Annotated in this window: 21 protein-coding genes; 5 read left to right on the forward strand and 16 right to left on the reverse strand. The window is 71.7% G+C overall.

All coding sequences use genetic code 11. The features are described 5' to 3' along the window. Position 1: 1 nt before the first annotated feature. From ACLJQZ_RS20085 to ACLJQZ_RS20105, 5 genes are all read right to left on the reverse strand, one after another. Positions 2 to 316: a winged helix-turn-helix domain-containing protein gene (locus ACLJQZ_RS20085; RefSeq protein WP_410621486.1), complete on the reverse strand. Its 315-nt coding sequence runs from the start codon at positions 314 to 316 to the stop codon at positions 2 to 4. Beyond that, positions 313 to 933, reverse strand: a complete 621-nt coding sequence (locus ACLJQZ_RS20090; protein ID WP_410621487.1) for a hypothetical protein — start codon at positions 931 to 933, stop codon at positions 313 to 315. Before ACLJQZ_RS20090 ends, ACLJQZ_RS20085 begins: the two co-directional genes overlap by 4 nt. A 54-nt stretch (positions 934 to 987) precedes the next feature. Beyond that, positions 988 to 1,719, reverse strand: a complete 732-nt coding sequence (locus tag ACLJQZ_RS20095) for an ABC transporter permease (protein WP_326946723.1) — start codon at positions 1,717 to 1,719, stop codon at positions 988 to 990. Continuing rightward, positions 1,716 to 2,624, reverse strand: coding sequence for an ABC transporter ATP-binding protein (locus ACLJQZ_RS20100; RefSeq protein WP_326946722.1), 909 nt, complete (start codon positions 2,622 to 2,624; stop codon positions 1,716 to 1,718). Before ACLJQZ_RS20100 ends, ACLJQZ_RS20095 begins: the two co-directional genes overlap by 4 nt. A gap of 254 nt (positions 2,625 to 2,878) precedes the next feature. Beyond that, a complete protein-coding gene (locus tag ACLJQZ_RS20105; RefSeq protein WP_410621488.1) occupies positions 2,879 to 4,453 on the reverse strand; it encodes an alpha/beta hydrolase in 1,575 nt (524 codons plus the stop codon). 272 nt (positions 4,454 to 4,725) lie between these two features. On the opposite strand from ACLJQZ_RS20105, the gene ACLJQZ_RS20110 reads away from it, so the two are divergent. Then, positions 4,726 to 5,895 (forward strand): macrolide family glycosyltransferase, encoded by a 1,170-nt coding sequence (locus ACLJQZ_RS20110; protein ID WP_410621489.1) that lies wholly within the window; start codon positions 4,726 to 4,728, stop codon positions 5,893 to 5,895. A 33-nt stretch (positions 5,896 to 5,928) separates the two neighbouring features. Here the strand turns inward: ACLJQZ_RS20110 and ACLJQZ_RS20115 are convergent, their stop codons facing one another. The 4 genes from ACLJQZ_RS20115 to ACLJQZ_RS20130 are packed head-to-tail and all read right to left on the reverse strand — an operon-like array spanning position 5,929 to position 10,192. After that, positions 5,929 to 7,647, reverse strand: a complete 1,719-nt coding sequence (locus ACLJQZ_RS20115; protein WP_410621490.1) for an aminotransferase class V-fold PLP-dependent enzyme — start codon at positions 7,645 to 7,647, stop codon at positions 5,929 to 5,931. Next, complete coding sequence (locus tag ACLJQZ_RS20120) at positions 7,644 to 8,411, reverse strand: amino acid ABC transporter ATP-binding protein (RefSeq protein ID WP_410621491.1); 768 nt, start codon at positions 8,409 to 8,411, stop codon at positions 7,644 to 7,646. Before ACLJQZ_RS20120 ends, ACLJQZ_RS20115 begins: the two co-directional genes overlap by 4 nt. After that, positions 8,404 to 9,282: an amino acid ABC transporter permease gene (locus ACLJQZ_RS20125; RefSeq protein ID WP_410621492.1), complete on the reverse strand. Its 879-nt coding sequence runs from the start codon at positions 9,280 to 9,282 to the stop codon at positions 8,404 to 8,406. Before ACLJQZ_RS20125 ends, ACLJQZ_RS20120 begins: the two co-directional genes overlap by 8 nt. Continuing rightward, a complete protein-coding gene (locus ACLJQZ_RS20130; protein ID WP_410621493.1) occupies positions 9,269 to 10,192 on the reverse strand; it encodes an ABC transporter substrate-binding protein in 924 nt (307 codons plus the stop codon). Before ACLJQZ_RS20130 ends, ACLJQZ_RS20125 begins: the two co-directional genes overlap by 14 nt. A 219-nt stretch (positions 10,193 to 10,411) precedes the next feature. On the opposite strand from ACLJQZ_RS20130, the gene ACLJQZ_RS20135 reads away from it, so the two are divergent. Continuing rightward, positions 10,412 to 11,395, forward strand: a complete 984-nt coding sequence (locus ACLJQZ_RS20135) for a Gfo/Idh/MocA family protein (protein WP_410621494.1) — start codon at positions 10,412 to 10,414, stop codon at positions 11,393 to 11,395. Here the strand turns inward: ACLJQZ_RS20135 and ACLJQZ_RS20140 are convergent. Together ACLJQZ_RS20140 and ACLJQZ_RS20145 are read right to left on the reverse strand one after the other, a co-directional pair. Beyond that, on the reverse strand, positions 11,356 to 11,652 hold the full coding sequence (locus ACLJQZ_RS20140; protein ID WP_410621495.1) for a hypothetical protein: 297 nt from the start codon (positions 11,650 to 11,652) through the stop codon (positions 11,356 to 11,358). The genes ACLJQZ_RS20135 and ACLJQZ_RS20140 overlap by 40 nt on opposite strands. A 49-nt stretch (positions 11,653 to 11,701) precedes the next feature. Continuing rightward, positions 11,702 to 12,907 carry a glycosyl hydrolase family 8 gene (locus ACLJQZ_RS20145; RefSeq protein ID WP_410621496.1) on the reverse strand — a complete coding sequence of 402 codons (1,206 nt, stop codon included), beginning with the start codon at positions 12,905 to 12,907 and terminating at the stop codon, positions 11,702 to 11,704. A gap of 157 nt (positions 12,908 to 13,064) precedes the next feature. On the opposite strand from ACLJQZ_RS20145, the gene ACLJQZ_RS20150 reads away from it, so the two are divergent. After that, positions 13,065 to 13,457 (forward strand): TIGR03618 family F420-dependent PPOX class oxidoreductase, encoded by a 393-nt coding sequence (locus ACLJQZ_RS20150; protein WP_410621497.1) that lies wholly within the window; start codon positions 13,065 to 13,067, stop codon positions 13,455 to 13,457. Positions 13,458 to 13,504: 47 nt separating this feature from the next. Here the strand turns inward: ACLJQZ_RS20150 and ACLJQZ_RS20155 are convergent, their stop codons facing one another. From ACLJQZ_RS20155 to ACLJQZ_RS20175, 5 genes are all read right to left on the reverse strand, one after another. After that, on the reverse strand, positions 13,505 to 14,047 hold the full coding sequence (locus tag ACLJQZ_RS20155) for a TetR/AcrR family transcriptional regulator (RefSeq protein WP_410621498.1): 543 nt from the start codon (positions 14,045 to 14,047) through the stop codon (positions 13,505 to 13,507). After that, entirely contained in the window at positions 14,047 to 15,588 is a 1,542-nt protein-coding gene (locus tag ACLJQZ_RS20160; RefSeq protein ID WP_410621500.1) for a long-chain-fatty-acid--CoA ligase, read from the reverse strand. The genes ACLJQZ_RS20155 and ACLJQZ_RS20160 overlap by 1 nt, the downstream gene beginning before the upstream one ends. A gap of 125 nt (positions 15,589 to 15,713) precedes the next feature. Next, complete coding sequence (locus ACLJQZ_RS20165) at positions 15,714 to 16,916, reverse strand: GTPase (RefSeq protein WP_410621501.1); 1,203 nt, start codon at positions 16,914 to 16,916, stop codon at positions 15,714 to 15,716. Then, a complete protein-coding gene (locus tag ACLJQZ_RS20170; RefSeq protein ID WP_410621502.1) occupies positions 16,913 to 18,694 on the reverse strand; it encodes an isoniazid inducible protein IniA in 1,782 nt (593 codons plus the stop codon). The genes ACLJQZ_RS20165 and ACLJQZ_RS20170 overlap by 4 nt, the downstream gene beginning before the upstream one ends. Positions 18,695 to 18,786: 92 nt before the next feature. Further along, positions 18,787 to 19,782, reverse strand: a complete 996-nt coding sequence (locus tag ACLJQZ_RS20175; RefSeq protein WP_247061581.1) for an IniB N-terminal domain-containing protein — start codon at positions 19,780 to 19,782, stop codon at positions 18,787 to 18,789. A 300-nt stretch (positions 19,783 to 20,082) separates the two neighbouring features. On the opposite strand from ACLJQZ_RS20175, the gene ACLJQZ_RS20180 reads away from it, so the two are divergent. After that, positions 20,083 to 21,228 carry a molecular chaperone DnaK gene (locus ACLJQZ_RS20180; RefSeq protein WP_410621522.1) on the forward strand — a complete coding sequence of 382 codons (1,146 nt, stop codon included), beginning with the start codon at positions 20,083 to 20,085 and terminating at the stop codon, positions 21,226 to 21,228. Further along, the gene (locus tag ACLJQZ_RS20185) at positions 21,225 to 23,687 is read left to right on the forward strand and encodes a LuxR C-terminal-related transcriptional regulator (protein WP_410621503.1); all 2,463 of its coding nucleotides are present in this window, start codon (positions 21,225 to 21,227) and stop codon (positions 23,685 to 23,687) included. The genes ACLJQZ_RS20180 and ACLJQZ_RS20185 overlap by 4 nt, the downstream gene beginning before the upstream one ends. Positions 23,688 to 23,809 lie beyond the last annotated feature (122 nt).

The raw sequence follows: 23,809 nt of genomic DNA on the forward strand, positions 1-23,809 counted from the left end.
GTCAGTCCCCGCCGGTCGCGTCCAGCAGCTGGTGCAGGGCCTTCGTGTAGCTCTCGAACGCCGCCCGGCCGGCCGAGGTCAGCCGGACGAGCGTGACGGGCGTGCGGTGTTCGTAGGCCTTCGTGATCTCGACGTACTCGGCGTCCTCGAGCTTGCGCAGGTGCGTCGAGAGGTTGCCGGCCGTCATGTCGAGCAGCTGCTGCAGCCGCGGGAAGGTGATCTGGTCGCTCGAGTGCAGCCCGGCCAGCGCGACCGTGACCCGCAGCCGCGCCTGGGCGTGGATGACGGGGTCGAGCTGGGGCAACGGATCGCTCATCGGCGACCGGACTTCTCACGCACGAAGTACACGATCGCGCCGAGCAGGAACCCACCGCCGCCGCAGACGGCGAGCACGAGGAAGTTCGCCGGGAACCCGACCAGCACGCTCAGCGCCGACGAGACGATCATCCACGCGCCGAGCCCGTACATCAGCTTGTCCTGCCACAGCATCCCGCCCGCGAGGTACATGACGCCCGTCAGCAGCAGCCAGGTGCCCGACCACAACAACGACACCTGATCGGAGGACAGCGAACCGAACTGCGTGATCCGGATGTCGACCACGCTCAGCCCGATCGACGAGAGCGCCCAGCTGTAGCCGTACATCGCGCCGGTCGTGCGGGACGGCCCGCGGATGCCCCGCCCGCTCCGGGCGCTGACGTAGGTGGTGTAGCCGATCGCGGCGAAGAACAGCACCGCGACGACCACTCCGGCGATCCAGCCGGGCACGTTCCCGGTCCGCGTCGCGTAGTAGGCGAAGCCCCAGCCGACGATCCAGGCGAGGGCCCACGCCGCGAGCATCCGCGCGGGGCCCCCGCCCAGTTCCCGGCGCATCTGCCGGTTCTGCTGGGCGATCAGGTTCAGCGACTCTTCGGCCGACATCGGCTCGTCGTCCACCTGTCTCACCCTCCCGTGCAGACCCCGCAGTACTGCACGGAAGTTAACACGCATTCACAGCCGCGCCGTGTCCAGCCGGAACCGGCGCACCACCACGAGGGCCGGGACGATCAGCCAGCCCGCCAGCACCAGCGCCGCCAGGCCCATCCCGCCCGCGTGGGCGAGCGGTTCCAGCCCGACCCGGCCGAGCCAGAACGTCGGGAAGAAGTGGGCGAGCGTGGCCATCCAGTCCGGGAGGACGTAGAGCGGGATCCACAGGCCCCCGAGCATGCCCAGCGGCATCATCAGCGCGCCGGTGACCGCGCCGACCGTGTCACCCTTGCCGAACAGGCCGATGGCCAGGCCGAGCACGGCGAACGGGAGCGTGCCGAGCCACAGCGACACCAGGACCAGGCCCCACTGCGCGGCGCTCATCTGCACCCCCATCGCCAGGCCCGCGGCGAACACCACCACGAGCACCGGCAGGGCCACGGCCATGGCCGAGATGACCTTGACGACCAGGTAGCCGGGGCCGCGCATCGGCGTCAGGCGCAGTTGCCGCTGCCAGCCGTCGGTGCGTTCCTGCGCCACTCTCGTGCCGGTGAACAGGGCGCCGCCGCTCGCGCCGTACGCGGCGAGGTTGATCATGGTCTGGACGTCCGCCGGGAGGCCGTTCGGCGCGACGAGCTTGCCGAAGATCGAGCCGAACAGCAGGAACATGGCCACCGGCATGCCGATGGTGAAGATCGTGAACTGCGGGCTGCGGACGATCCGCTTGATCTCCAGGCTCAGGTACGTCGTGTTCACGCGACGGCTCCTTCGGTCTCGTCGGCGGTCAGGGCGAGGAACGCCTCTTCCAGGCCGAGCGCGGTGATTTCGATGTCGGCGGCGAGCGGGTGCGCGGCGAGCAGGCCGCGGATCGCGGCGTCGGAGTCGGCGCAGGCCAGCTCGGCGCGGCCGGCGCGGATCTGCACGCTCGTGACGCCCGGCAGCGCGGCCAGGTCGCTCTCGCCGGCGCCGGGCACGACGGCCTTCAGCACGCGCCCGGACACCGCGGCCCGGACCTCGGCGACCGGGCCGTCGGCGACGACCTTGCCGTGGCGCATCAGCACGACGCGGTCGGCGTAGTCCTCGGCCTCGGCCAGGTAGTGCGTCGCGAACACCACGGTGCGGCCGGCGTCGGCGAAGGCGCGGATGGACGCCCAGAAGGACCGCCGCCCGTCGACGTCCATCGCGGCGGTGGGCTCGTCGAGCACGAGCAGCCGCGGGTCGCCCGCCAGGGCGAGCGCGAACCGCACGCGTTGCCGCTCGCCGCCGGAAAGCTTGCCGCAGCGGCGTTTCACGAGGTTCTGGAGGCCGGCCCGGGCGATCACCTCGGCCGCCGGCAGCGGCTTGGCGTGCGTCGAGACGACCAGCGCGACGATCTCGCCGACGGTGACGTCCGGCAGCAGCGCGCCGTTCTGCATCATCGCACCGACCAGCCCCCGGTCGACGGCCTCGCGCGGGCTCCCGCCCCCGACGACGACCTCCCCCGCGTCCGGCTTGGTCAGCCCCAGCAGCATGTCGACGGTGGTCGACTTGCCCGCGCCGTTCGGCCCGAGCAGCGCGACGACCTCCCCGCGCGCCACCTCGACCGACACATCGGCGACGGCCGTGACCGCCCCGAACCGCTTGGTCAGGCCGTGGAGCGCGAACGCCGGTCCGGTGTCCATGGGTCCCCCTTCGTGAACTTTGAATCGCAAAGTCGCATGGACTTTGTAACACAAAGTCCGCTCAACTTCAAAGCCCCCGGTGCGGGAGAGTCCCGAACGCCCCAATGTGGCGTTGGGTGCGCTGGACGCACCGAACGCCACATTGGGTGCGTCAGATCCACCCAACGCCACATTGGGGCGCTTGAGGTGACCACAGACAAAAGCGGGGTGCCGGGCACTGGGCCCGACACCCCGCTTTCAGCGGTTACCGCAGGTCAGCCGGCGAACCGGCCCGAAACCAGACCCTGAGTGTCAGCCTTGGCCGATGCGGCCGGAGCCGGCGCCGGGGGCGTCGGCTGGGGCAGCGGCGCGCACTCGACGTCGGCCGTACGGCCCGGCTTGCGGGCCGGGAGCGCGCCCGTCGCCAGGTAGTCGGCGATCTTGTTGTCGACGCACGCGTTGCCGCGCGGGGTGATCGCGTGGCTCGTGCCGCCCGGCTCCGAGATCAGCGACGCGCCCGGGAAGCGGCTGCGGACCTCGAGACTGCCCGGGAACGGCGTCGCCGCGTCCAGCGTCTCGTCGATCATCAGCACGCTCTGCACGCCGTGGCCGTCGACCTTCGTCGGCGTGCCCGGCTTCACCGGCCAGTTCAGGCACGGCGCGTTGTACCAGGCGTTCTGCCAGGTGAAGTACGGCGCCTTGGCGAACGTCTTCCAGTTGTCGGCCTTCCACTGGTTCCAGCTCGTGGGCCACTGGACGTCGGAGCACTGGACGGCGAGGTAGACCGCGTAGCCGTTGTCGTCGCCGAGGCCGCCGAACGCCTCGAACAGCGACTTCATCGTCGCCACGTCACCGTTGTTGACGAACTTCGACAGCGCGTCGCCGAGCAGCGTCCAGCGCAGCTGGTAGTAGGACGCCTGCTGGATGACGTCGATCAGCTCGTCCGAACCGATGACCCCGCCCGCGGGGTGCAGCGCCAGCTTCAGCAGCTGCTCGTTGACCAGGTGCTGCACGGCCGGCTGCGTCTTGCCGAGGTGGTAGACGTCGTCGTGCTGGGCGAGCCAGCCGAACCAGATCCGGATGTTGACGTCGAACGCGACGTCCTGGTTCAGGTTGTCGCCGTACCAGACGCCGCGCGGGTCGACGGTCGAGTCGAGGATCATCCGGCGGACGTTCTGCGGGAACAGCGTGCCGTAGACCTGGCCGAGGTAGGTGCCGTAGGAGTAGCCGTAGAAGTTCAGCTGCTTCCGGCCCAGCGCCTTGCGGATGGAGTCCATGTCCTTGACCGTGTCGGTCGTCTTCATGTTCTGCAGCAGCGCGCGCGAGTTGTTCTTGGCGCACGCGTCGGCGTAACCCTTGGCCTTGGCCAGCCAGGTGCGCTCGAGCTGCGGCGTCACCGGCACGTACTCCGGCCGGTCGTAGGTCATGTAGTTCGGGTCGCACGACAGCGCGGGCTTGCTCGCGCCGACCCCGCGCGGGTCGAAACCGATCCAGTCGTAGGCGTCGCCCGCGTGGTTCGGCACCCTCGGGCCGCGGGTGGCCAGCAGCAGGCCGGAGCCGCCGGGGCCGCCCGGGTTGGTCAGCATGACGCCCTGGTACTGGGCGTCGGCGACCTTGTGCTTGACGCGGCTGACGGCGAGCTGGACCTGCTCGCCGTTCGGCTTCGAGTAGTCGAGCGGGACCGCCAGGTATCCGCATTCGGCGCCGGCGGTGACCAGCGTCGGGTCGGTACACGGCCCCCAGGCGATCGACGCGGCGGCCGGCGCGGGCGCGGCGGTCGCGGCCGGCGCGGCCACGAGCGCGGACGCCAGCGCGGCGGCGGCCACCGCGGCGATTACAGCACGTCTCACTGTTTTCTCCCTTTTCAGCTCCGACGAAAGCGGGTGAACCCTAGACCCGCCTCCCGGCCGCAGGTACCGCAAACGGTTGCCCGTCGGCGAATGCCCTACGAAAGGAGGAAATCGGGTGGCGCGCCGAATCGGACATCCCGTACGGTGCCGGTCATGATCTACTTCATCCGCCTCCGCCGCGTCTGAGACGGCGTGACCGCAGGACCGCCCGCGTACCGGGCCGGTCCCCTCACCTGCGCGCCGTCTGCCCTTCTTCCTCTTGAAGGAGACTCATGCTGCGCAAGCACATCGTCATGGTCGGCTGCACCGCGCCGAGCCACGTCTACCCGTCGCTCGGCGTCACCCACGAGCTGGTGCGACGCGGGCACCGCGTGTCCTACGTCGTCGGCTCGCCGCTGGCCGGGCTGGTGTCGCCGACCGGCGCGTCCGTGGTCGAGCACCCGACGAGCTTCCCGCTCGGCGAGGCGGCGGTCTGGCCGGACGACCCGGCCGACGCGATGCGCGTCTTCCTCGACGAGGCGATCGCGATCCACCCGCGGTTGACGTCGACTTTCGACGAAGATCGGCCCGACCTGCTGCTGTACGACATCGGCGGGCTGGGCGCGCCGGTGCTCGGGCGGCGGTACGGCGTCCCGGCCGTGCAGCTGTCGCCGACGCTGGTGGCCTGGGACGGCTACGACGAGGACATGGCCGAGGTGCTGGCCCCGATCAAGGCGTCACCGTCCGGTGTGGACTATGCCGCGACGTACACCTCCTGGCTGCGGGCGAACGGGATCTTCGCGGACGCTTGGGAGTGGCTCGGGCACCCGGCGCAGATCCTGTCGCTCATCCCGCGGGCGATGCAGCCCCACGCGGATCGCGTCGGGGACCACGTCCGGTTCGTCGGGCCGTGCCTGGACCCGTCCCGGCTGGCGGATCGGTCGTGGAAACCACCGGCTTCGGGACGTCGTGTGCTGCTGGTGTCGTTCGGCACGGCGTTCAACGACCAGCTCGACGTCTACCGGGCGTGTACCGAGGCGTTCGCGTCGGAGTGGCACGTCGTGATGTCGATCGGCAAGCACGTCTCACCGGACGCTTTGGGACCGCTGCCGTCCTCGGTGGAGGTCTTCGAAAGCGTGCCGCAACTGGCCGTGCTGGAGGCGGCGTCGGCGTTCATCACGCACGCCGGAATGGGCGGCGCGACGGAGTCACTGTGGTTCGGCGTCCCGACGGTCGCGATCCCGCAGGCCGCGGACCAGTTCGGCAACGCGGCCCAGCTGGAGGCCCTGGGTGTCGGCAAGCACCTGCCGGCTGCCTCGGTGACCGCTTCGTCGTTGCGAGAAGCGGTGGACGAGGTGTCGTCGTCGCCTGAAGTGGCGGCACGGCTGGCCGAGCTGAAGACGGAGATCCGCGGCCACGGCGGTGTTCCCGCGGCGGCGGACGCCGTCGAAAGCTACCTGTAGGTCCTCGAGCGGGGCGGGTGCCACCCGCCCCGCTCAGGCGCGGATTTCGTTGAGGTAGTTGTAGATCGTGTAGCGCGTCACGTCCAACCGCCCCGCGAGGTGGTCGACCGCGTCCTTGATCAGGAAGTACCCCGCCTCGTCGAGTTCGCGCACCACCCCGGCCTTGTGGCGCTTCTTCATCAGGTCCACCGGGATCCCGGCCTTGCCGATCGCCCGGTCGACCAGGAACCGTTGCAGGCTGTCGACATCCGGTGGGAAAGTCTCCGGCTCGCCGTTGCCGCCCGTCGACGCGGCCGCGTCGACGCTGTTGACGCACAGGCAGCCGACCGCGACACCGTCGGCGTCCCGCAGGAAGAGCGTCGACGACCGGATCGCGCGGCCGTCCGGGCCGTGGGTGCGGTAGTTCGTCAGGTCCTGCGTCGTGCCGCGGCGGACCAGGCCGAGCAGCAGGTCGGTCATCGGGCCGCCCACGTTGCGGCCGGTCAGGTCACCCGCGATCGCGACGATCGAGTCCGGCAGCCGGCTCAGGTCGTGCAGCAGCACCTCGTTGCCCGGGCCGAGCATCGCCGCCAGCCCCGGGATCGCCGGCACCAGCGCGGTCAGCACCTCGTGCGTCGTCGCACCCGCGGCCGGGATGGCCAACGGTTCCCGGGGCTTGGTCAGCGTCTCCAACGCCTCGCGGAGCAGGTCCGCCGCGGCCGCCGGCGTGGACGCGTGTGGCGACAACCGGACGTGCTCGGGCCGGACGGTCGCGGCGATCCCGGCGTTGGCCAGCGCCGCGCCGACCTGCTCGGCCGGGTGACCCGGCAGCGTGAACGCCAGGATCCCGGCCCGCCGTTCGGTCGCCGAGACGACCTCGGCGCCGCAGGACGCCAGCACCTCCTCGAAGGACCCGATCCGCTCGGCGATGCGGGCGGCGATGGCGCCGACGCCGGCGTCTTCGACCAGCTCCAGGGCCTCGGCGAACGCGCCGGACGTGATCGGGCTGAGGTTGGAGATCGACCAGGCCTGAGCGTTGGTGTCCGGCGGGTGGATCTCGTCGTCGAACAGGCCGGGGTCACGGGCGCCGGTCCAGCCCGACAGCACCGGGTCCAGCCGGTCCAGCGCCCGGTCCGACAGCACCGCGAAGCCGGTGCCCCAGCCCGCGCGCAGCCACTTCTGGCCGCCGACGACCAGGACGTCCGCGACCTCCCACGGCGCCTCGATGACGCCGAAGCCCTGGATGCCGTCGACGATCAGCAGCCGGTCGCCGACGACGTCGCGCAGCGCGGCGAGGTCGGCGCGGAAGCCGGTGCGGAAGTCGACGGCGCTGACGCTGACGGTGGTGATCTCGGGTGTCAGCGCCTCCGCGGTCCGCTCGGGCGTCACGTAACCGCCGGTCAGACGCCTCAGCTTGAGACGTCCGGCCTGTTCGGCGCGGGCCCACGGGTAGGTGTTGGCCGGGAACTCCGCGGCCGACACCAGGACCTCGCCACTGCTGTGGAACGCGGCCTGGAACAGCCCGAGGCTCGTGTTCGGCAGCAGGACCGTGTGGTCGGTGTCCGAGCCGGACAGCCGCGCGGCGGCGGCCTTGGCCCGGATCTCCTGCCGCATCAGCTCGTCCACAGTGGACGGACCGGCCGTGGTGGCCTGGTCGAGCAGCGCGGCCGTCGTGTCGAGCACCGCGTGGGACGGCGGGCCGAACCGGGCGAAGTCGAGGTAGCCGGCGGGCTCGTCGAACTGGAGCAGGTACCGGGGCGAAATCCGCGTCACGCGAGGATCCTCGCCAGGAACTGCCGGGTGCGTTCGTGCTTCGGCGCGCTCAGTACTTGATCAGGCGGCCCGGTCTCGACGACGGCGCCGTCGGCCAGGAACACCACCTCGTCGGCGGCCTCCGCGGCGAAGCTCATCTCGTGCGTCACGACGACCATCGTCATCCCCTCCCCCGCCAACGTACTCATCACTTCGAGCACCTCGCCGACCAGCTCCGGGTCCAGCGCCGACGTCGGCTCGTCGAACAGCATCAGCTTGGGTTTCATCGCCAGCGACCGCGCGATCGCGACCCGCTGCTGCTGCCCGCCGGACAGCTGCGCCGGGTAGGCGTCGCCGCGGTGGGCGAGCCCGACGCGGTCGAGCAGCTCGAGGCCCTGCTTGCGCGCCTCGTCCGCTTTGCGGCCCAGCACCCGGATCGGGCCCTCGACGACGTTCTCCAGCGCCGTCCGGTGCGCGAACAGGTTGAACCGCTGGAACACCATGCCGATGTCCCGGCGCTGGCGGGCGACGTCGCGTTCGCGCAGTTCGTACAGCTTGCCGCCGCGTTGCCGGTAGCCGATCGGCTCGCCGTCGACCCAGATCTGGCCGGCGTCGATCGTCTCCAGGTGGTTGATGCAGCGCAGGAAGGTGCTCTTCCCGGCGCCGGACGGACCGAGCAGGCAGACGACCTGTCCCTTGTGGACCTCCAGGTCGATGCCGCCGAGGACTTCGGTGTGGCCGTAGGACTTCTTGACGCCGACGGCGCGAAGCAAAGGCTCAGACACGGGCACTCCTCACCAGCGGCACGCCGCGCAACGCCTTGCCGGCGCGGGAAAGCGGCCCGCGATCGGCTTGGCCGAACGCGCGTTCCAGATAGTGCTGGCCAACCCCGGCGACGGTCACCACGACCATGTACCAGACGGCCGCGGCCAGCAGCGTCTCCATGACCAGCAGGTTGTTCGACGAGATGTTGTTGGCCGCGTGGATCAGCTCGGTCACGCCGATCACCGACGCCATCGACGTCCCCTTGAGCATGTTGATGAAGTCGTTGCCGGTCGGCGGGATGATCACACGCATCGCCTGCGGCAGCACGACCCGGCGCAGCGTCGCGGCCGGCGTCATACCGATCGACTTCGCCGCTTCCGTCTGTCCGCTGTCGACGCTGTTCAGCCCGGCCCGCACGATCTCGGCCATGTAGGCGCTCTCGTTGAGCGCCAGGCCGAGGAACGCCGCGGTGAACGCGCTGATCAGCACGTTCGTCTGCGCGTCGACCAGGAAGGGGACGTGGATGACCGGGAAGACGAGCGCCAGGTTGTACCAGAGCAGGATCTGCAGCAGCACCGGCAGGCCGCGGAAGATCCAGATGTAGCCGGCGGCGAACCACCGGGCGACCGGGTTGGCGCTGCGGCGCAGCAGGGCGATGACGATGCCCAGCACGATCGCGACGGCCTGCGACAGCACGGCGAGGACGACGGTGTTGAGCAGCCCGGTCGCCATCACCTTGAAGAAGACGAAGTCCGGGACCTGGCTCCACTCGATCTGCGCGTTGCCCAGGGCGACGCCCAGCAGCACGAGCAGCGCGAGGATCACGACGGCGGCGACCCACCGGCCCCAGTGCCGGAGCCGGACGATCGGCAGTGGCTCAGCTTCCGCCATTGATCGCGACCTCCTTGATCGCACCCTGGTCGACCCCCCAGGCCTGCAGGATCTTGCCGTAGGTGCCGTCGGCGACGAGCGCCTGCAGCGCCTTCTGCACGGAGTCCGTCAGCGCCTTGTTCTGCTTGTTGACGCCGATGCCGTAGGGCCCGCCTTCGATCGGCTCACCCGGGACGACCTCGAAGAACTTGCCGTCGCCCGCCGTCCGCGAGATGTAGACGGCGCTGGGCAGGTCGTTGAGGATCGCCGCGACGCGGCCGGTACGCAGCTGGTTCTGGTTCTGGTTGTCGCTGTCGGTCGCCGTGACGTTGACGGCGGGCTTCCCGGCCGACGTGCACGTCGTGCTCTGCGTCGCGGCGAACTTCTGGTGACTGGTCCCCTGCACGACGGCGACGTTCTTGCCGCACAAGGCGTCCGGCCCGGTGATGCCGTCCGGGTTGCCCTTGCGGGTCATGATCGTGATGCCGGAGGTGAAGTAGTCGACGAAGTCGATCTGGGCCTGGCGGGCCTTGGTGTCGTTCATCCCGGCCATGGTGAGGTCGATGCGGCCGGACTGGAGGCTGGTGATGAGCGAGCCGAAGGCCATGTCCTGGTGCGTCACGGTCACGCCGAGCTTGGCGGCGATCGCCTTGGCGAGATCGACCTCGTACCCGATCGGCGTCTTGCCGTCGGCGGCGTAGAAGTTGTTGGGCGCGGACTGCAGGTTCGAAGCGAGATGCAGCACCCCGGCCTGCTTGACGTTCGCCGGCAACGCGGCGTTGAGCTGGGCGTCCTTCTGCACACCTTGGACGATCGCGGCGGTGTCGGGGATGCCGGACGCGGGCGCCCCGGGAGCCTGCGACGTCCCGCCGGCACCGTCGGGGCCACCACCGCAGGCGGTCACCAGGACGGCCAGGCTCGCGAGCAACACCGCCTGGACTGCACGGGAACGGGACTTAGCGGACCTCCACTGTTCGACTGGCCGGAACGGTACAACTCGTTGTTGAAGAGGTCAACTGCCTGTTGAAATCTGACTGGGTCGGCCACTCGCTGTCATTAAGGGCCGTTCGAGCCGACAGGCGATCAAGCGGGCGAGCGCGCGACCAGGCGACCGGGCGACCCCACACCCGCCGGTGCTAGCTTCGCGCCCATGAGCCTGCGGATCGGCATCCTGGGTGCGGCCCGGATCGCACCCATCGCCCTGGTCAAGCCCGCCGCCGACCGTGCCGACGTCGAGGTCGTGGCGGTCGCCGCGCGCTCGGCCGACCGGGCGCAAGCGTTTGCGGCCAAGCACGGCATCGGCCGGGTGCATTCGTCCTACGAAGCGTTGGTCGCCGACCCGGACGTCGATGCCGTCTACAACCCGCTGCCCAACGGTCTCCACGGCTTGTGGACGAAGGCGGCGATAGCAGCCGGGAAGCACGTCCTCTGCGAGAAGCCCTTCACGGCCAACGCCGCCGAAGCCCGCGAGATCGCCGACCTGGCCGCGGCGTCCGACCGCGTCGTGATGGAAGCCTTCCACTACCGCTACCATCCCCTCGCCCTGCGGGTGGAGGAGATCGTCGCGTCCGGCGAACTGGGCGAACTCCAGCGCGTCGAGACCGCGTTGTGCTTCCCGCTGCCCAAGTTCTCCGACATCCGCTACGACTACGACCTCGCGGGCGGCGCGACGATGGACGCGGGCTGCTACGCCGTCCACATGGCCCGCATCTTCGGCGGCGAAACCCCGGAAGTCGTGTCGGCGCAGGCGAAGCTGCGCGACCCGCGGATCGATCGCGCGATGACGGCCGAGCTGCGCTACCCGTCGGGTCACACCGGGCGGGTCACCTGCTCGATGTGGTCGTTTTCGGTCCTCAAGATCAGCGCGAAGGTGACCGGCTCGCTGGGGTCGCTGAGTGTGCTCAACCCCGCGTCCCCGCAGGTGTACCACCGCCTGACGGTCCGGGCCGGCGGCGCCCGCCGCGCGGAGCGGTTCCCGCGGCGGGCGTCGTACGCCTACCAGCTGGACGCCTTCGCGGCGGCGGTGCTGGAGGGCGCGCCGGTGAAGACGTCGGCGGAAGACGCGGTGCGGACGATGGGCGTGATCGACGCGATCTACCGCGCGGCCGGGCTCCCCGTGCGCGAACCGAGCTGAGCCCGGACGTCGGCGAGGGCGAAGCCGAGCAGGTTCAGCCCCCGCCAGCCGCGGGGGTTCCCGGTGCCGGCCAGGTAGCGGCCGAGATCGGCGTGCTGGGCGAACTTCGCGACGTTGCCGTCGACGACGATCTCGCGGCGGGAACCGACCCACGTCGTCGACGACGAACGGCGACGGCCAGCACTGGCTGAGGCAGCCGGAGCCGGCCCACCGCCGCGCGGCGGCTGGTTGCCCCAGAAGCACACGTACTCACGCACGAACCGGCCGCCCCGCACCCGAAATACCGGTGCGGGACGGCCGTCGCGACTAAGCGGCCACGTAATTACCGGTCAGGATGAGCAGCACCTGGACCGTGATGCCCGTTCCGTAGTAGTCCGTCGAGTCCGGGGCGAACGCCGCGATCGACGTCCACAGCTTGTCCAGCCACGCCTGGCTGCCCGGGTCCGTCATCGCCGCCACGGCGAACGGCGCGGTGAAGCACGGGTGCTGGCCGCTCTCGGTCTTCGTGCCCGACAGCGAATAACCGCTCTGGATCTTCGACGGGTCGCCACCCGTCGCGGACTTGATCCACGTGTTCATCTTGGCGACCTGGGCCTTCGCCGCGCTGCCGGACGCCGAGATCGCGTCCGCGCCGAGGCGCCACGGGTCGCGGCAGGCGTTCCAGCTGTACTTGCCGTCGTACGGACCCTCGAGGAAGTCCGCCGGCGCCGGCTTCGGCGTCGAGTTCGTGTTCACCACGAAGTCCGGCAGCAGCCCGGTGTTCGGCGCGTACTGCGACTGCAGCCGGCTCACCGCGGTCTCCGAACGGGCGCGCACGGAGTCCCAGAAGCTGTCGCCGGTGGCCTTCGCGAACGCCCGCAGGTGCCCGGGCATCCAGTCCGACGAGCGCGAGCTGTTCTTGTACTCCGCGTCGTTGCCCCAGTCACCCAGCAGCGTGAACTTGGTGCTGTTGTTGACCTCGCTCTTCTTGATCGCGTTGATGATCCGGACGGCCTCGGCCTTGTAGTCGACCGACCCCGTGCTGCCCCACTTCGTGTCCGCGATCAGCAGGCCGTACGCGATCTCGAGGTCGCCGTCGGTGGCCGAGTCGCTGCCGTTGACGCTCTTGCAGTTCGCGTCCTGCTCGGCCGCGTGCAGGTCCTTGTTGTTGACCGACGGGTGGGCCTTGACGAACTTCACGATCCCGTCGACGATCGCGCGGGCCTGCGGGTCCTTGTCGGCCATCATCGCCGAGATCGTGACGCCGTAACCCTCGCCCTCGGCCACGAACGAGTGATCGGCGTCCTTCGACAGCACGGCGTAGGTGCCGCTGCCGCACTTGGTCGTCAAGAAGTTCTTCTTCCAGAAGTCGTAGTACTTCTGGAGCACCTGGTCCTGCGTGGCCTGCGAGACCGAGGGCCGCAGGGTTCCCGGCACGTACGGGGTGCCGGCCGCGGACGCGGTCGTCGGCACGCTCAACAGCCCGGCGGCCAGCGCGGCCGTGGCCACCACCGCCCGGACGATCTTCTTCATCGTTCCTCCGTAAAGGACATCGTTTCGGCTGCGGCGACAGCGGTTCGAGAGTGACAGAAAGTTCAAGAGCTGGTCAAGACTGTTAAGAAACTTTCCTTACAATTACCGTGAGTGGTTTCACGGCCCTTCGCCCGCCCGGACGGACTAGCGTGGGGGCATGGAGATCGACCGCGGCGCGGACTTCCGCGCCTTCTGGACCGAACGGCGCCTGGCGTCCCTGACGACCGTCCGCCCGGACGGCACCCCGCACGTCGTCGCGGTCGGCGTGACCGTCGACTTCGAAGCCGGCCTCGCCCGCGTGATCACGTTCGACGCGTCCGTCAAGGCGCGGCTGATCCGGGCCGCGGGCGCCGGCGGGATCCCGGTCGCCGTCTGCCAGCTCGACGGCCCGAAGTGGTCCACATTGGAGGGACGAGCGGTGCTGCGCGACGACCCGGAATCGGTGCGGGACGCGGAAAACCGCTACGCCGCGCGCTACCGGCAGCCGAAGCCCAACCCGCAGCGGGTGGTCCTCGAAATCACCGTGAACCGCATCCTCGGCAACGCTTGACCCGGCTTGTCGTGAGTGGTTAGGGCGGTTAGAACCGCCCTAACCACTCACGAGCCGCGGGAGTGCACCAGCCGGGTGTACTCGGCCAGCAGCTCCGCCAGCTCGCTGTGCTCCCCCGCCGACGCGAGCTGCTGGTGCCCGACGAGCATCGCCATGCCCAGCGACGTCAGCGTCCGGGCCAGCTCGCGGTCGCCGACGATGCCCGTGACGGCCTTGCCGACCGTCCGGACGCGGGCCTCGTCGACGCGTTTCTGCGCCGCGCGCACGCTCTCGTCGTTCATCCCCCACGCCCGGATGGCCGCCTCGGCCTCGTGGTGCAGGCCGAGCGTGAGGTCCATCAACGCGGCGAAGTCCGCCGACGGGCCGCCGGTGCCGAAGTCCCGTTCGCGCAGGATCAGCACCTGCCGTTTCTCCCAGTGGTCCAGCAGCTGCTCCACGAACCCCGGCCAGCCGCCGAAGTGGTGGTAGAACGACCCGCTCGTGACGCCGAGGTCGCGGCAGAGCCGGCCGACGTTCAGCTCGGTGAACCCGTGCTCCGCCAGCGCTTTCAGCGCGGCCTCGAAGTAGGCCCGCCGCGTGACCGGCGGCATCAGACGTTCCGGCTCCGGTCCCGCCAGTACGGTTCGCGCAGTGAGCGCTTCAGGATCTTGCCGGTCGCGTTGCGCGGCAACGCTTCCACGACGTCGACGCTGCGCGGGCACTTGTAGTGGGCCAGGTGCTCACGGCAGAACTCCATGAGCTTGCCGGCGTCGAGCTGGTCGCCGGCGACGACGGCCTTGACCTGCTCGCCCCACCGGTCGTCCGGGACGCCGATCACGGCCACCTCGGCGACGCCAGGGAACTCAGCGACCACCCGCTCGACCTCCGGCGAGTACACGTTCTCGCCGCCGGTGATGATCATGTCCTTGACGCGGTCTTCGAGGAACAGGAACCCGCCGTCGTCGAGGCGGCCGACGTCGCCGGTGCGCACCCAGCCGTCCACAATGGTCTCCGCCGTCGCCTCGGGCTTGCCGAGGTAGCCCGCCATCCGCTGGTCGGTGCGGATCCAGACCTCGCCGGCGTCGGCGTCTTCGAGCGTGACCGGGTCGACAATCCGGATGTCCACTCCGGACAGTGCGGTGCCCGCGGAGGCCAGCCGGTCCGGTCGGGAGTCGTCGCGGTGCGCCTCGGGGTCGAGCGCGGTGACCGCGCCGGACAGCTCGGTCATGCCGTAGACCTGCGCGAACTTGACGTCGGGCCAGGCCGCCAACGCCTTGCGCAGCAACGGAAGAGGCATCGGCGAAGCGCCGTAGCAGAGGTACCGCAGCTTCGCGAACGCCTGCATCGCCTGGTCGCCGGCCTGCGCGATCCCGGCGACGACGGCGGGCACCAGGAAGGCGTGCGTGATCCCGGCCGCCAGCGCGGCGAACAACGAGGCCGCGTCCGGCTCGCGCGTCAGGTAGGACGGTTCGCCGTACAGGAAACCGGAAACCGCGTAGCAGCTGCCGCCGACGTGGAACAGCGGCATCGCGACGAGGTTGACGTCGCCCGGCCCGATCGGGAACGCGGTGCCCGCGGCGAGGCCGTGCGAGAGGATGCTGCGGTGGGTCAGCACGGCGCCCTTGGGGAAGCCGGTGGTGCCGCTGGTGTACATGACCAGGACGCCGTCGTGCTCGTCGAGTTCCCGCGGCGCAGCGGGTTCCGCGGACAGGAGCGGCTCGTACTGGTCGTCGTCCCCGCCGACGACGACCACCCGCTCGACGGCGGGCAACCGGTCCCGGACCGCTTCGACGACAGAAAGGAGTTCGGCGCCGACGAAGACCACCTTGGCACCGGCGTCCGCGAGGACGTAGGCGAGTTCGTCGCCGGAGAGCCGCCAGTTGACCACGGCGTTCGCGGCGCCGATCCCGGCCGCCGCGAAGGTCGTCTCCAGGCAGGCGGGGTGGTTCTTGTCGACGAACGCGACGCGATCACCGCGGCCGATCCCGGCCGCCGCCAGCGCACCCGACAGCCGCCGGACGCGGTCGTCGAGCTCCGCCCAGGTCCACGCGCGGTCGCCGTAGATGAGCGCGGTGTCCGTGGCGCGTTCCCGCGCCCAGTGCGCGAGAAGCTCGCCGAACAGCCGGACCCGGGGGCGGTGGTCATCGGGCATGGCGGGTTTCCCTTCGGGCCGACGCTGGACCGTAGACCGCTCTATGGTGCGTCGTGCCCGAGCGGCCGTCAAGGTCGGACAACGGCCGCCGAACCGCTCCGCCGGTCGGTGTTTTCCTTGCCACCTCAGCCGAACAGGGCCAGCAGCCCCTCGGTCGACCGGACCACCACATGCGCCGCGGTGCGTTCCGCGTGGGGGCGGTCCGGGCGCTCGGCCTCGTGGCGCCAGCGGCGCAGCGCGTCCAGGCTCGAGTCGTAGATCTCGCCGGGGTCCGCGTCCGGGTCCAGGCCGAGGCGGTCGGCCGGGGCGGTGCCCTGGGCTCCCAGCAACCGCACCGCTTCCTCGGCCGGCTCGCCGGACAACGCCGTGCGGCCGCCGCGGATGTCGGCGATCAAGCGCAGCTCGCGGAAGTCGTGGGCGGCCGCCGCGAAGCGTTCCACTCGCGACACCAGGCGGTCGCCGCCCGCGCGGGGTTGCGCCGCCAGCAGTGCTTCCAAGCGGATCACCGCCGTGCGCGCCTTCAGCGCTTCGGCCCGTGCGACGAAACAGCCGGCCAGCGTGTCGCGCAGTTCGCCGAGACCGCTGCGGCGGACCAGCTCCGCCGAGAGCTTGACGCGGTCGTCGCAGCCGGTGCGGATCAGCGTCAACGCCAGCCGGACGCCGAACATGCCGAACCGCACGATCAGCGACCGGCGCGTCTCCACCGGGATCGGGCCCGGGAACGCCGGGTCGGTGAACGAGTCCACCGAGAGCACGTGCCGTTCCAGCTCCTCGCGCGGCACCGCGGCGAACGCGGCCAGGAGGTCGAACTCGTCGTCGCGCAGGGAACGACCGCCGTAGGCCAGCTGCCCGGCGACGGCGATCACGCCCAGGAACCCGGTGCACAGCGGGTCTTCGCGCCACGCCCGCCGCGCGAGCTGCTTCGCCGTCAGCAGCGCGTCGATCCGGCCCGCGCCGACCTCGTCGGCCCGCGAGAGCACCAGCACCGAGTTGACCGCGCTCTGCCGCGCGAACGCCGAGCCGCCCGGCGGGTGCGCCGCGGTGAGCTCGTCCGGCTCGAGGTGGCGCACCAGGCGGACCGTCGCGTCGGGGAAGTCGTCGGCTGGGCCCGGGTCGTCGAGCAGCAAGAGGTCACGCAACGCCCGCGTCGGCCACTCCCCCAGCGCGGCGGACAGGGTCGTCTTCCCGGACGACGGCGCCCCGGCGAACGCGACGCGCAGCGGTTGCTCCAGCCGGTGCTGGCAGTCGAGCAGCAGCGCCGACGCGCGCGGGTCGTCGCGGTAGAGCCCGGCCGCGGCGGCCAGCAGGTCGCGGACGTCCTGGGTCACGCCGAAAGCTCCCGCCGCGTCGTCCGGCCGGCGATCGTGCCGAGCTCGCCCGCGCGCTGGTGCAGACCGGCGAGCCGGTCGATCTCGCGTCTGATGTGGACGGTCCGCCGCTCGCGCTCGGCCGTGCCGGCCAGGATCGTCTCGCGCTCGTGCGTCAGCTCGTCCGCGAGCTCTTCGGCCAGGCCGGTGAAGTGGTCGCGCAGGCGTCGCTGCACGACGCGGATCGCGTCACGGCATTCCTTGCCGAAGCGCAGGAAGACGTCGTCGACGTGCCGTTGCGCGGCCTGCTTGGCGACGGCCTGGCGGCGCTGCAGCCGCATCCCGCCCTCGTCCTTGATCGTCTTCGCGGCGAACGCCGCACCGGCGCCGAGCGAGACCGGGTTGATCAGCGGCAGCCCGGCGAGGCTGGTCACCAGGCCGAACATCAGCACGCCGCCGTACGACCCGCGCAGGCCGGTGAAGGCCTGCTGGCCGACCTTGAACTTGTCGATCTTCGGGCGGCGGACGTCGTCGAGGGCGTCGATGCCCGGACCGTCGAGCCGCAGGTCGGGCAGCGCGCCCTCGTACTGGGCACCGAAGCAGGCCGCGGTCGCCTGCGCGATCCACTCGGCCCGGTCGGCGAGCCACGTGTAGTTGGTGTCGACGGCTTCGGCGAGCGCGCCGTCCAGCCACGGCGCGAACTCGTCCCACACCTTCGCCGGGTCGCCGTCGTCGAAGGTCTGGTCGATGGTGTTCACGATCTTGCGGGTCCGCTCGCGCAGGTCGTACTCGGCGTCGGACAGCAGGTCGGTGATCTCGTCGGACAGCAGGTTCTGCCAGCGGGTGTTCTGCCGGCGCAGGTCGTCGGCCCGGCGTTGCGCCCGCTGCAGCAGGGCCGCCTGACCCAGCCCGGCGTCCTGCCCCGCGGCGTCGGCGCGGTCGCGCAGGGATTCGACGAGTTCCGCGGCGGCGGCACGCACGCCCACGGCGGCGAGCAGCGCGCGGGACTGCTCCGGCGGCCGCGCGGCCTGCTCGGCGATCCAGGACAGCAGCTCGGGGAAACCCGAGCGGGCGTTGAGGTCGGCGTCGCCCGCCTTCGCCGCGGCCTGGCGCACGACGGCGGACACCGGCAGCACCAGCGCGTCGATCCCCGCTTCGGCGAGCATCGCGCGGTCGCGTTCGGCGACGGCGCGCCAGCCCGGGGAGGCGTCGATCTTGGTCAGCGCCAGCACGACGTGCGGGCACCACGTGCGCACGTGCCGGGCCAGCGCGAGCTCGGCGGGGCTCAGCGGCGCGGTCGCGTCGGAGACGAGGATCACCGCGTCCGCTTCGGCGAGCAGGTCGAGCGCGGCGGCGGTGCGCGGCGAGCGCGGGTCGCCGACCGGCGGGGTGTCGACCAGAACGAGCCCGGCCGAGAGGAGTTCGCGGGGCACACCGACTTCGACGCGGCTGAGCGTGCCGGCGGGCCGGGCACCGAGCTCGCCGGTGAGCCGTTCGACCGCGACGGGGATGCGTTCGAGGGACCGGCCGACCAGGGTGGCGGCGGGTTCGTCGGCGTACCCGATCTCGGTCGGCACGGCGGGGGTGGCGGCGTCGCCGACCGCGCACACCGGCGCGTTCAGGACGGCGTTGAGCAGGTAGCCCTTGCCCTGTTTGGGAAAGCCGAGGACGCCCAGCCGGATCTGCTCGGCGGGGGCGTCACGACGTCTGCGCAGGAGCTCGGCGAGATCGGCGCGGCCGTGGGTGCGGCACGCGTCCAAGGTCTCGTTGAGCACTTCGAGCCAAGCTGGGGCGGTCACGACGAAGGAGTCTCCCCCGTACGAGTGATGGACGCGAGCCGGGTGCCCGTTCCGCGGTCGCACCCTGACCGCGGAACGGGCACCGGAGGGGATCAGTGACCCAGGTGGATGTCGTTGTGACCGAGGTCGCCGACGTGGATGTTGCCCAGCGCGTTGTGGCTGAGGTTGTCGGTGACGCCCGACACCACGTCGTGCACCGCGTCGACACCGTTGTTGCTCGCGATGTCGCCGACCGCGTTGTGGTCGACGCCGCCGACGGCACCGGTCACCGTGGTGACGGTGTTGTGGGTGATGTCGCCCAGGCTGTTCTGCACCGCGCTGGTCAGGTCGCCGCCGACGTGCTTGACGTCGAGGTCGCCCACGTTCTTCAGCGTGCCGGTGAAGTCGCCGATGTGGTTGGTGACTTCGCCGACGGGGCTCACGGCGCCGGTGACGGCACCGGCCAGGTCGCCGCCGTGGACCGGGGCCGCGACGGTGCCCGTGACGCCGGTGACGACCTGCTCGACCTGGCCGACGCCGTTGTGGCCGTCGACGGCGCCGGTGACGGCACTGCCCAGGCCGAGCGAACCGGCGTCGATGCCGTGGGCGAGGTCGCCGCCCAGGCCGAGGGAGTTGGTGACACTGCCCGCGAGGGCCGTCACGTTCGCGGCGTTGGTGACGTCGGTCACGCTCGACAGCTGCTGACCGCCGAAGACCGCACTCGTCGGCAGGCCGAGGTCGCCGACGACGGGCAGCTCGCCGACGCCGCCGACACCGAGGTCGCCGACACCCGGCAGCACCGAGGTGGCCGGCAGGCCGAGGCCCGCGGTCAGGGCGGTGAGCTGGTCGATCGCGCCCTGGATGCCCGTGGTGTCGGTGCCCAGGGAGGTCAGGTCGCCGACCACCGGGAGACCGCCGACGGCGGGGAGGCTGTCGACCGGGACGTAGTCGAGCACCAGCGGGATGACCTCGTGCACGTCGGCGGCACTGACGTCGCCGAGGCCGGCGAGGGCGAGCGCCTGCTGCGGGTCCGTCCCAAAGGCCGCGAGGGCGGTCGGGTCGTTGAGCAGGTTGAGGGCGAAATCGTGCAACGTCTGCACGGAGTCCATGGAGGTTCTCCTGATCCGGTGGTTCGGGGGACGGCATCGGCCGCTGGGACCGGTGTCCATGGCCAAGTTAGGGAGCCGGTCCCCCCACGCACATCGGGGATCACTCCGAGTCGCATCCGGCTCAGCCGATAGGGGATCGATATGTCATCGTTAGGGAGTTAGGGGCTCATCCGAGATGCTCGCAGTTGGGTTAAATCCCCCCAGACCCTTGCCTGACTAACCCGTTTGGGTGAGGATGCCCCGAGCCCTAGGGGGACTAGCCGCCCCCGTTCGGCCCCGCGAGGTGAGGAGGAAGTGCCGTTGCCCTACGTCCTCGGGATCGATGTGGCCCAGGGGCGGACCCACGCCGCGATCAGCCACCGCCACGGCCCCGGCTGGGGTGCTCCCGAACCCCTGTGGCTGGGTGAACGGTCCCCGGCCGCGGCGTCCGCGCTGTTCCTGGACGACGAGGGGTACCTGCTCACCGGCGACGCGGCGGCGCAGGCGGGTACCCAGGTCCCCTCCCGGCTGCTCACCGGTTTCCACCGGCGCATCGGCGACGACGTGCCGATGGTCGTCGAAGGTGAGTCCTTCCCGCCGGAGACGCTGACCACCGTGCTCGTCGAAGGCATCGCCGAGCACGCCGAGAACCAGTTCGGCGAGCCCCCACAGCACCTGGTGATGACGCACCCCGGCGACTGGGGCGGCTACCGCCGTGACGTGCTGCGGCGGGCGCTGGCCGACGCCGGGTTCACCGCGGTCACGCTGGTCCCCGGCTCGATCGCGGCGCTCGGCGCGCACCTGCCCGTCCCGGGCCCGGGGGTGACCGGCGCCGGGGTCTGCGAGTTCGGTGCCGACGGCGTGAACGTCACGCTGGCCACCCCGAGCGGCGCGAACGGCTGGCAGATCGGGGCGAGCGCCGAAGGCGTGTCCCCGGCGGCCGCGTTGAGCACGCTGTTCGCGCTCGCCGGCTCCGCGTCGACGTCCCCGCGGGGCCTCGCCGGCGTGGTCTTCTGCGGCGACGTCCCGCCGCACGCGCTGCCCGCCCGGCCGCCGTGCCCGATGTTCGCGGGACCGGTTCCGCCGGCCACCACCGCGCTCGGCGCGGCCGCCCTCGCCGGGCTGCGCGCCGAGGGCCGGGGCACCGCCCAGGAACCCCCTGCCGTCGAGACCACCCTGCTCCCCAAGATGGACACGCTCGGTGAGCTCGGCGAGCGGCCACCCCGGCCGCCGGTCGAGATCACGCCGTTCGAGCTCCCCGAACGCACCGGCCCGATGGACCTGTTCCGGCGACGGCGGCCCCTCGCTGCCGCGGTCCTCGTGCTCGCCGCGGCCGTCTCGGCCGTCCTGATCACCATCACCGCCCGCGACGCCACCGCCGGCCCCGACCAGCCCCCGGCTCCGAGCCAGTCCACCCCGAGCCACTGCGCCGCTCCCGGCGCCCCCTCCGGTGAAGGTCACTGTTGAACACTCTGCTCACGCAGGCCGCCTCGCTCCACCCCGTCCCCGTGCACCCGGCGGCCCGGCAGCTGCTCCGCCAGGTCGCCGCCGACCCGGCCGCGCGGCTGCGGATCGCCGTCGTCGCCCCCGGCGGCTACGGCAAGAGCGTGCTGCTCGCCGCGCTCGCCCGCGCCTACCGGGACGCCGGCGCCGACGCGCTGCTCGTCGACGACGCCGACCGGATCGACGCCGACCAGCTCGAAGAGCTGCTGGCGGGCGCCGACGGCCCGATCGTCGTCGCGCACCGCCCGGCCGCGGTCGCGGCCGGCTGGACGCTGCTGCAGCTCGCCCCGCTCGGCGTCAACGATGTCGCGCGGCTGATCGAGGCGCTGACGGGCACCCCGGCCGAGCCGGCCGCGGCAGCCGAGCTGCACCGGGTGAGCGGTGGTGTGCCCCGGCTGGCCGAGCGCGCGCTGCTCGGGCGGCTGGAGGAGTTCCGGCCCGAGCTCGACGAGCTCGACGACGACGTCCTGCGCTACCTGATCGCGGCCGAAGCCGGCGCGGGCCGCAACCTCGACCTGCTGTGCGTGCTGCTGGACCGCACGCCGGACCAGCTGCCGGGCATCGTCGACGGCGCCCGCGCGACCGGCCTGCTCGCCCCGGACGACACGCTGCTGCCGCTGGCCTCGGCCGCCATTCGCGACTTCGGCCCGCCGGCGCGCCGGCTGACCACCGTGCAGCGGCTCGTCGAGCTGCAGCTGGCGAACGGCCTCCCGGTGCTCGACCTGGCGCGTTCGCTGCTCGGCACGGGCAGCACGGGCACCTCCGCGGCGGCCGCCTTCGCCGCGGCGGCCGCCGAAGCCCTGCCGACGGACGCGCGCCTGGCGACCAGGCTCTTCGAAGCCGCGGCCGAAGCGGGCGACCGTTCCGCGTCGGTCACCGCGGGCTGGGCCCGCGCGGCGGCGTTGTCCGGCGACCTGGACACGGCGTTGCGCCTCGGCGACGGCATGCTCGGCGCCCCGGACGCCGAAAGCCGCGTGGCGGGCGCGGAGATCGCGGCCACCGTGCTGGCCCATCGCGGAGAGCTGGCCCGCGGCGCGGAGCTGTACCAGTGGGCCGCCCTCGGCGGGCAGACCCACGGCCGGCACTCGGCCGATCCGAACCCGGCGGGCCACGGCACCGGCCCCGGCTCCCCGGCGGGACGGGGCGGCACCGACGCCTTCGCGGTGATGGCCCTGGTCGGCACCGGCGACCTCGAGAGCGCCCGCCGGCTGCTCGACTCCCCCGCCCCCGGCGTCGCGCCGACGTTGTTCGCCGGTGCGGCCACGCGGATGGCCCGCGGCATCGCCGACTCGGTGTCCGGCTGCGCGACCGAGACGTTGTCCACCCTGCTCGGCGCGGCGGCGATGCTGGAACCGGCGCTGGGCGGCACGTTGCTGCCCGACAGCCCCGCGGCGCTGGCCGCGCTCGCCGCGGTGCACACCGGCGAGCTGGCCCTGGCGGAGTCCGTGCTGACTCGCGCCCTGGACGGCCGGATCGGCGGCGACCTCCTCGCGGTGCGCCACCGCCTGCTGCTGGGCTGGGTGGCGATGACCGCGGGCGACCTCGCGACGGCGGCGGGACACCGCGACGCCGTCGCCGGCCGGCCGCTGGAAGCCCGCGACGAGATGTTCTTCACGACGTTGGAGCTCGGGCTGGCCCGGCGGTCCAGCGACCTGGTCGGGCTGCAGCGGTCGTGGGACCGCGCCTACCAGGCGTCGATGCGCCAGCAGACGGACCTGTTCACGCTGCTGCCGCTGGGCGAGCTGGTGATCGCGGCGGCCCGCACCGGCGCCCACGCGAAGCTCGCCGGCCAGCTCGAACGCGCCCACACCCTGCTGGCCCGCCTCGGTGAACCTCCACTGTGGACGGTTTCGCTGGTCTGGCACGAACTCCACGCGGCGATCACGCTGGAGGACGCGGAAGCGGCGAAGGCGCACCTGGCGACGTTGACGTCCCACGCCCACTGCGGCCGCCACCCGAGCGCACTGGCCACGGCGGCCCGCGGCTGGCTCGCGGTCCTGAGCGGCACGTTCGCCCCGGATGAGATCTCGGCGGCCGCGGCGGAGCTGCACGATCTCGGGCTGCGCTGGGACGCGTCGCGCCTGGCCGGCCAGGCGGCGATCCGCACGTCCGACCGCAAGGCGATGGTCCAGCTGCTGGAGGCGGCCCGCCAGTTCCAGGGCACGGGCGTCCGCCGCGAGGCGGGTGCGGCGGAACCGACGTCCTCGGGCACCGGGCTCGCGGCGTTGAGCGAGCGCGAACTGGAAGTCGCGCGGCTGGTGGTCGAGGGCCTGACGTACAAGCAGGCCGGCAGCAAGCTGTTCATCTCGAGCAAGACGGTGGAGCACCACATGGCCCGGATCCGCGGGAAGCTGGGCGCGTCGGACCGCCGGGAGCTGCTGGCGACGTTGCGCGAGCTGCTGTCCCGCCCCGACACCCCCTAGATGATTGATTCCGTGAAGATCATGTGAGCTGACCCGGTTCAGGACGTGAGAGGAGGGTGTCCAAGATCAATGTGTGAGCAAAGAACTAGACACCCTCCTGACAGCACTCTACGTGCTCGTGG

The sequence above is a fragment of the Amycolatopsis sp. cmx-8-4 genome (assembly GCF_046548675.1).
Classification (GTDB): Bacteria; Actinomycetota; Actinomycetes; order Mycobacteriales; family Pseudonocardiaceae; genus Amycolatopsis.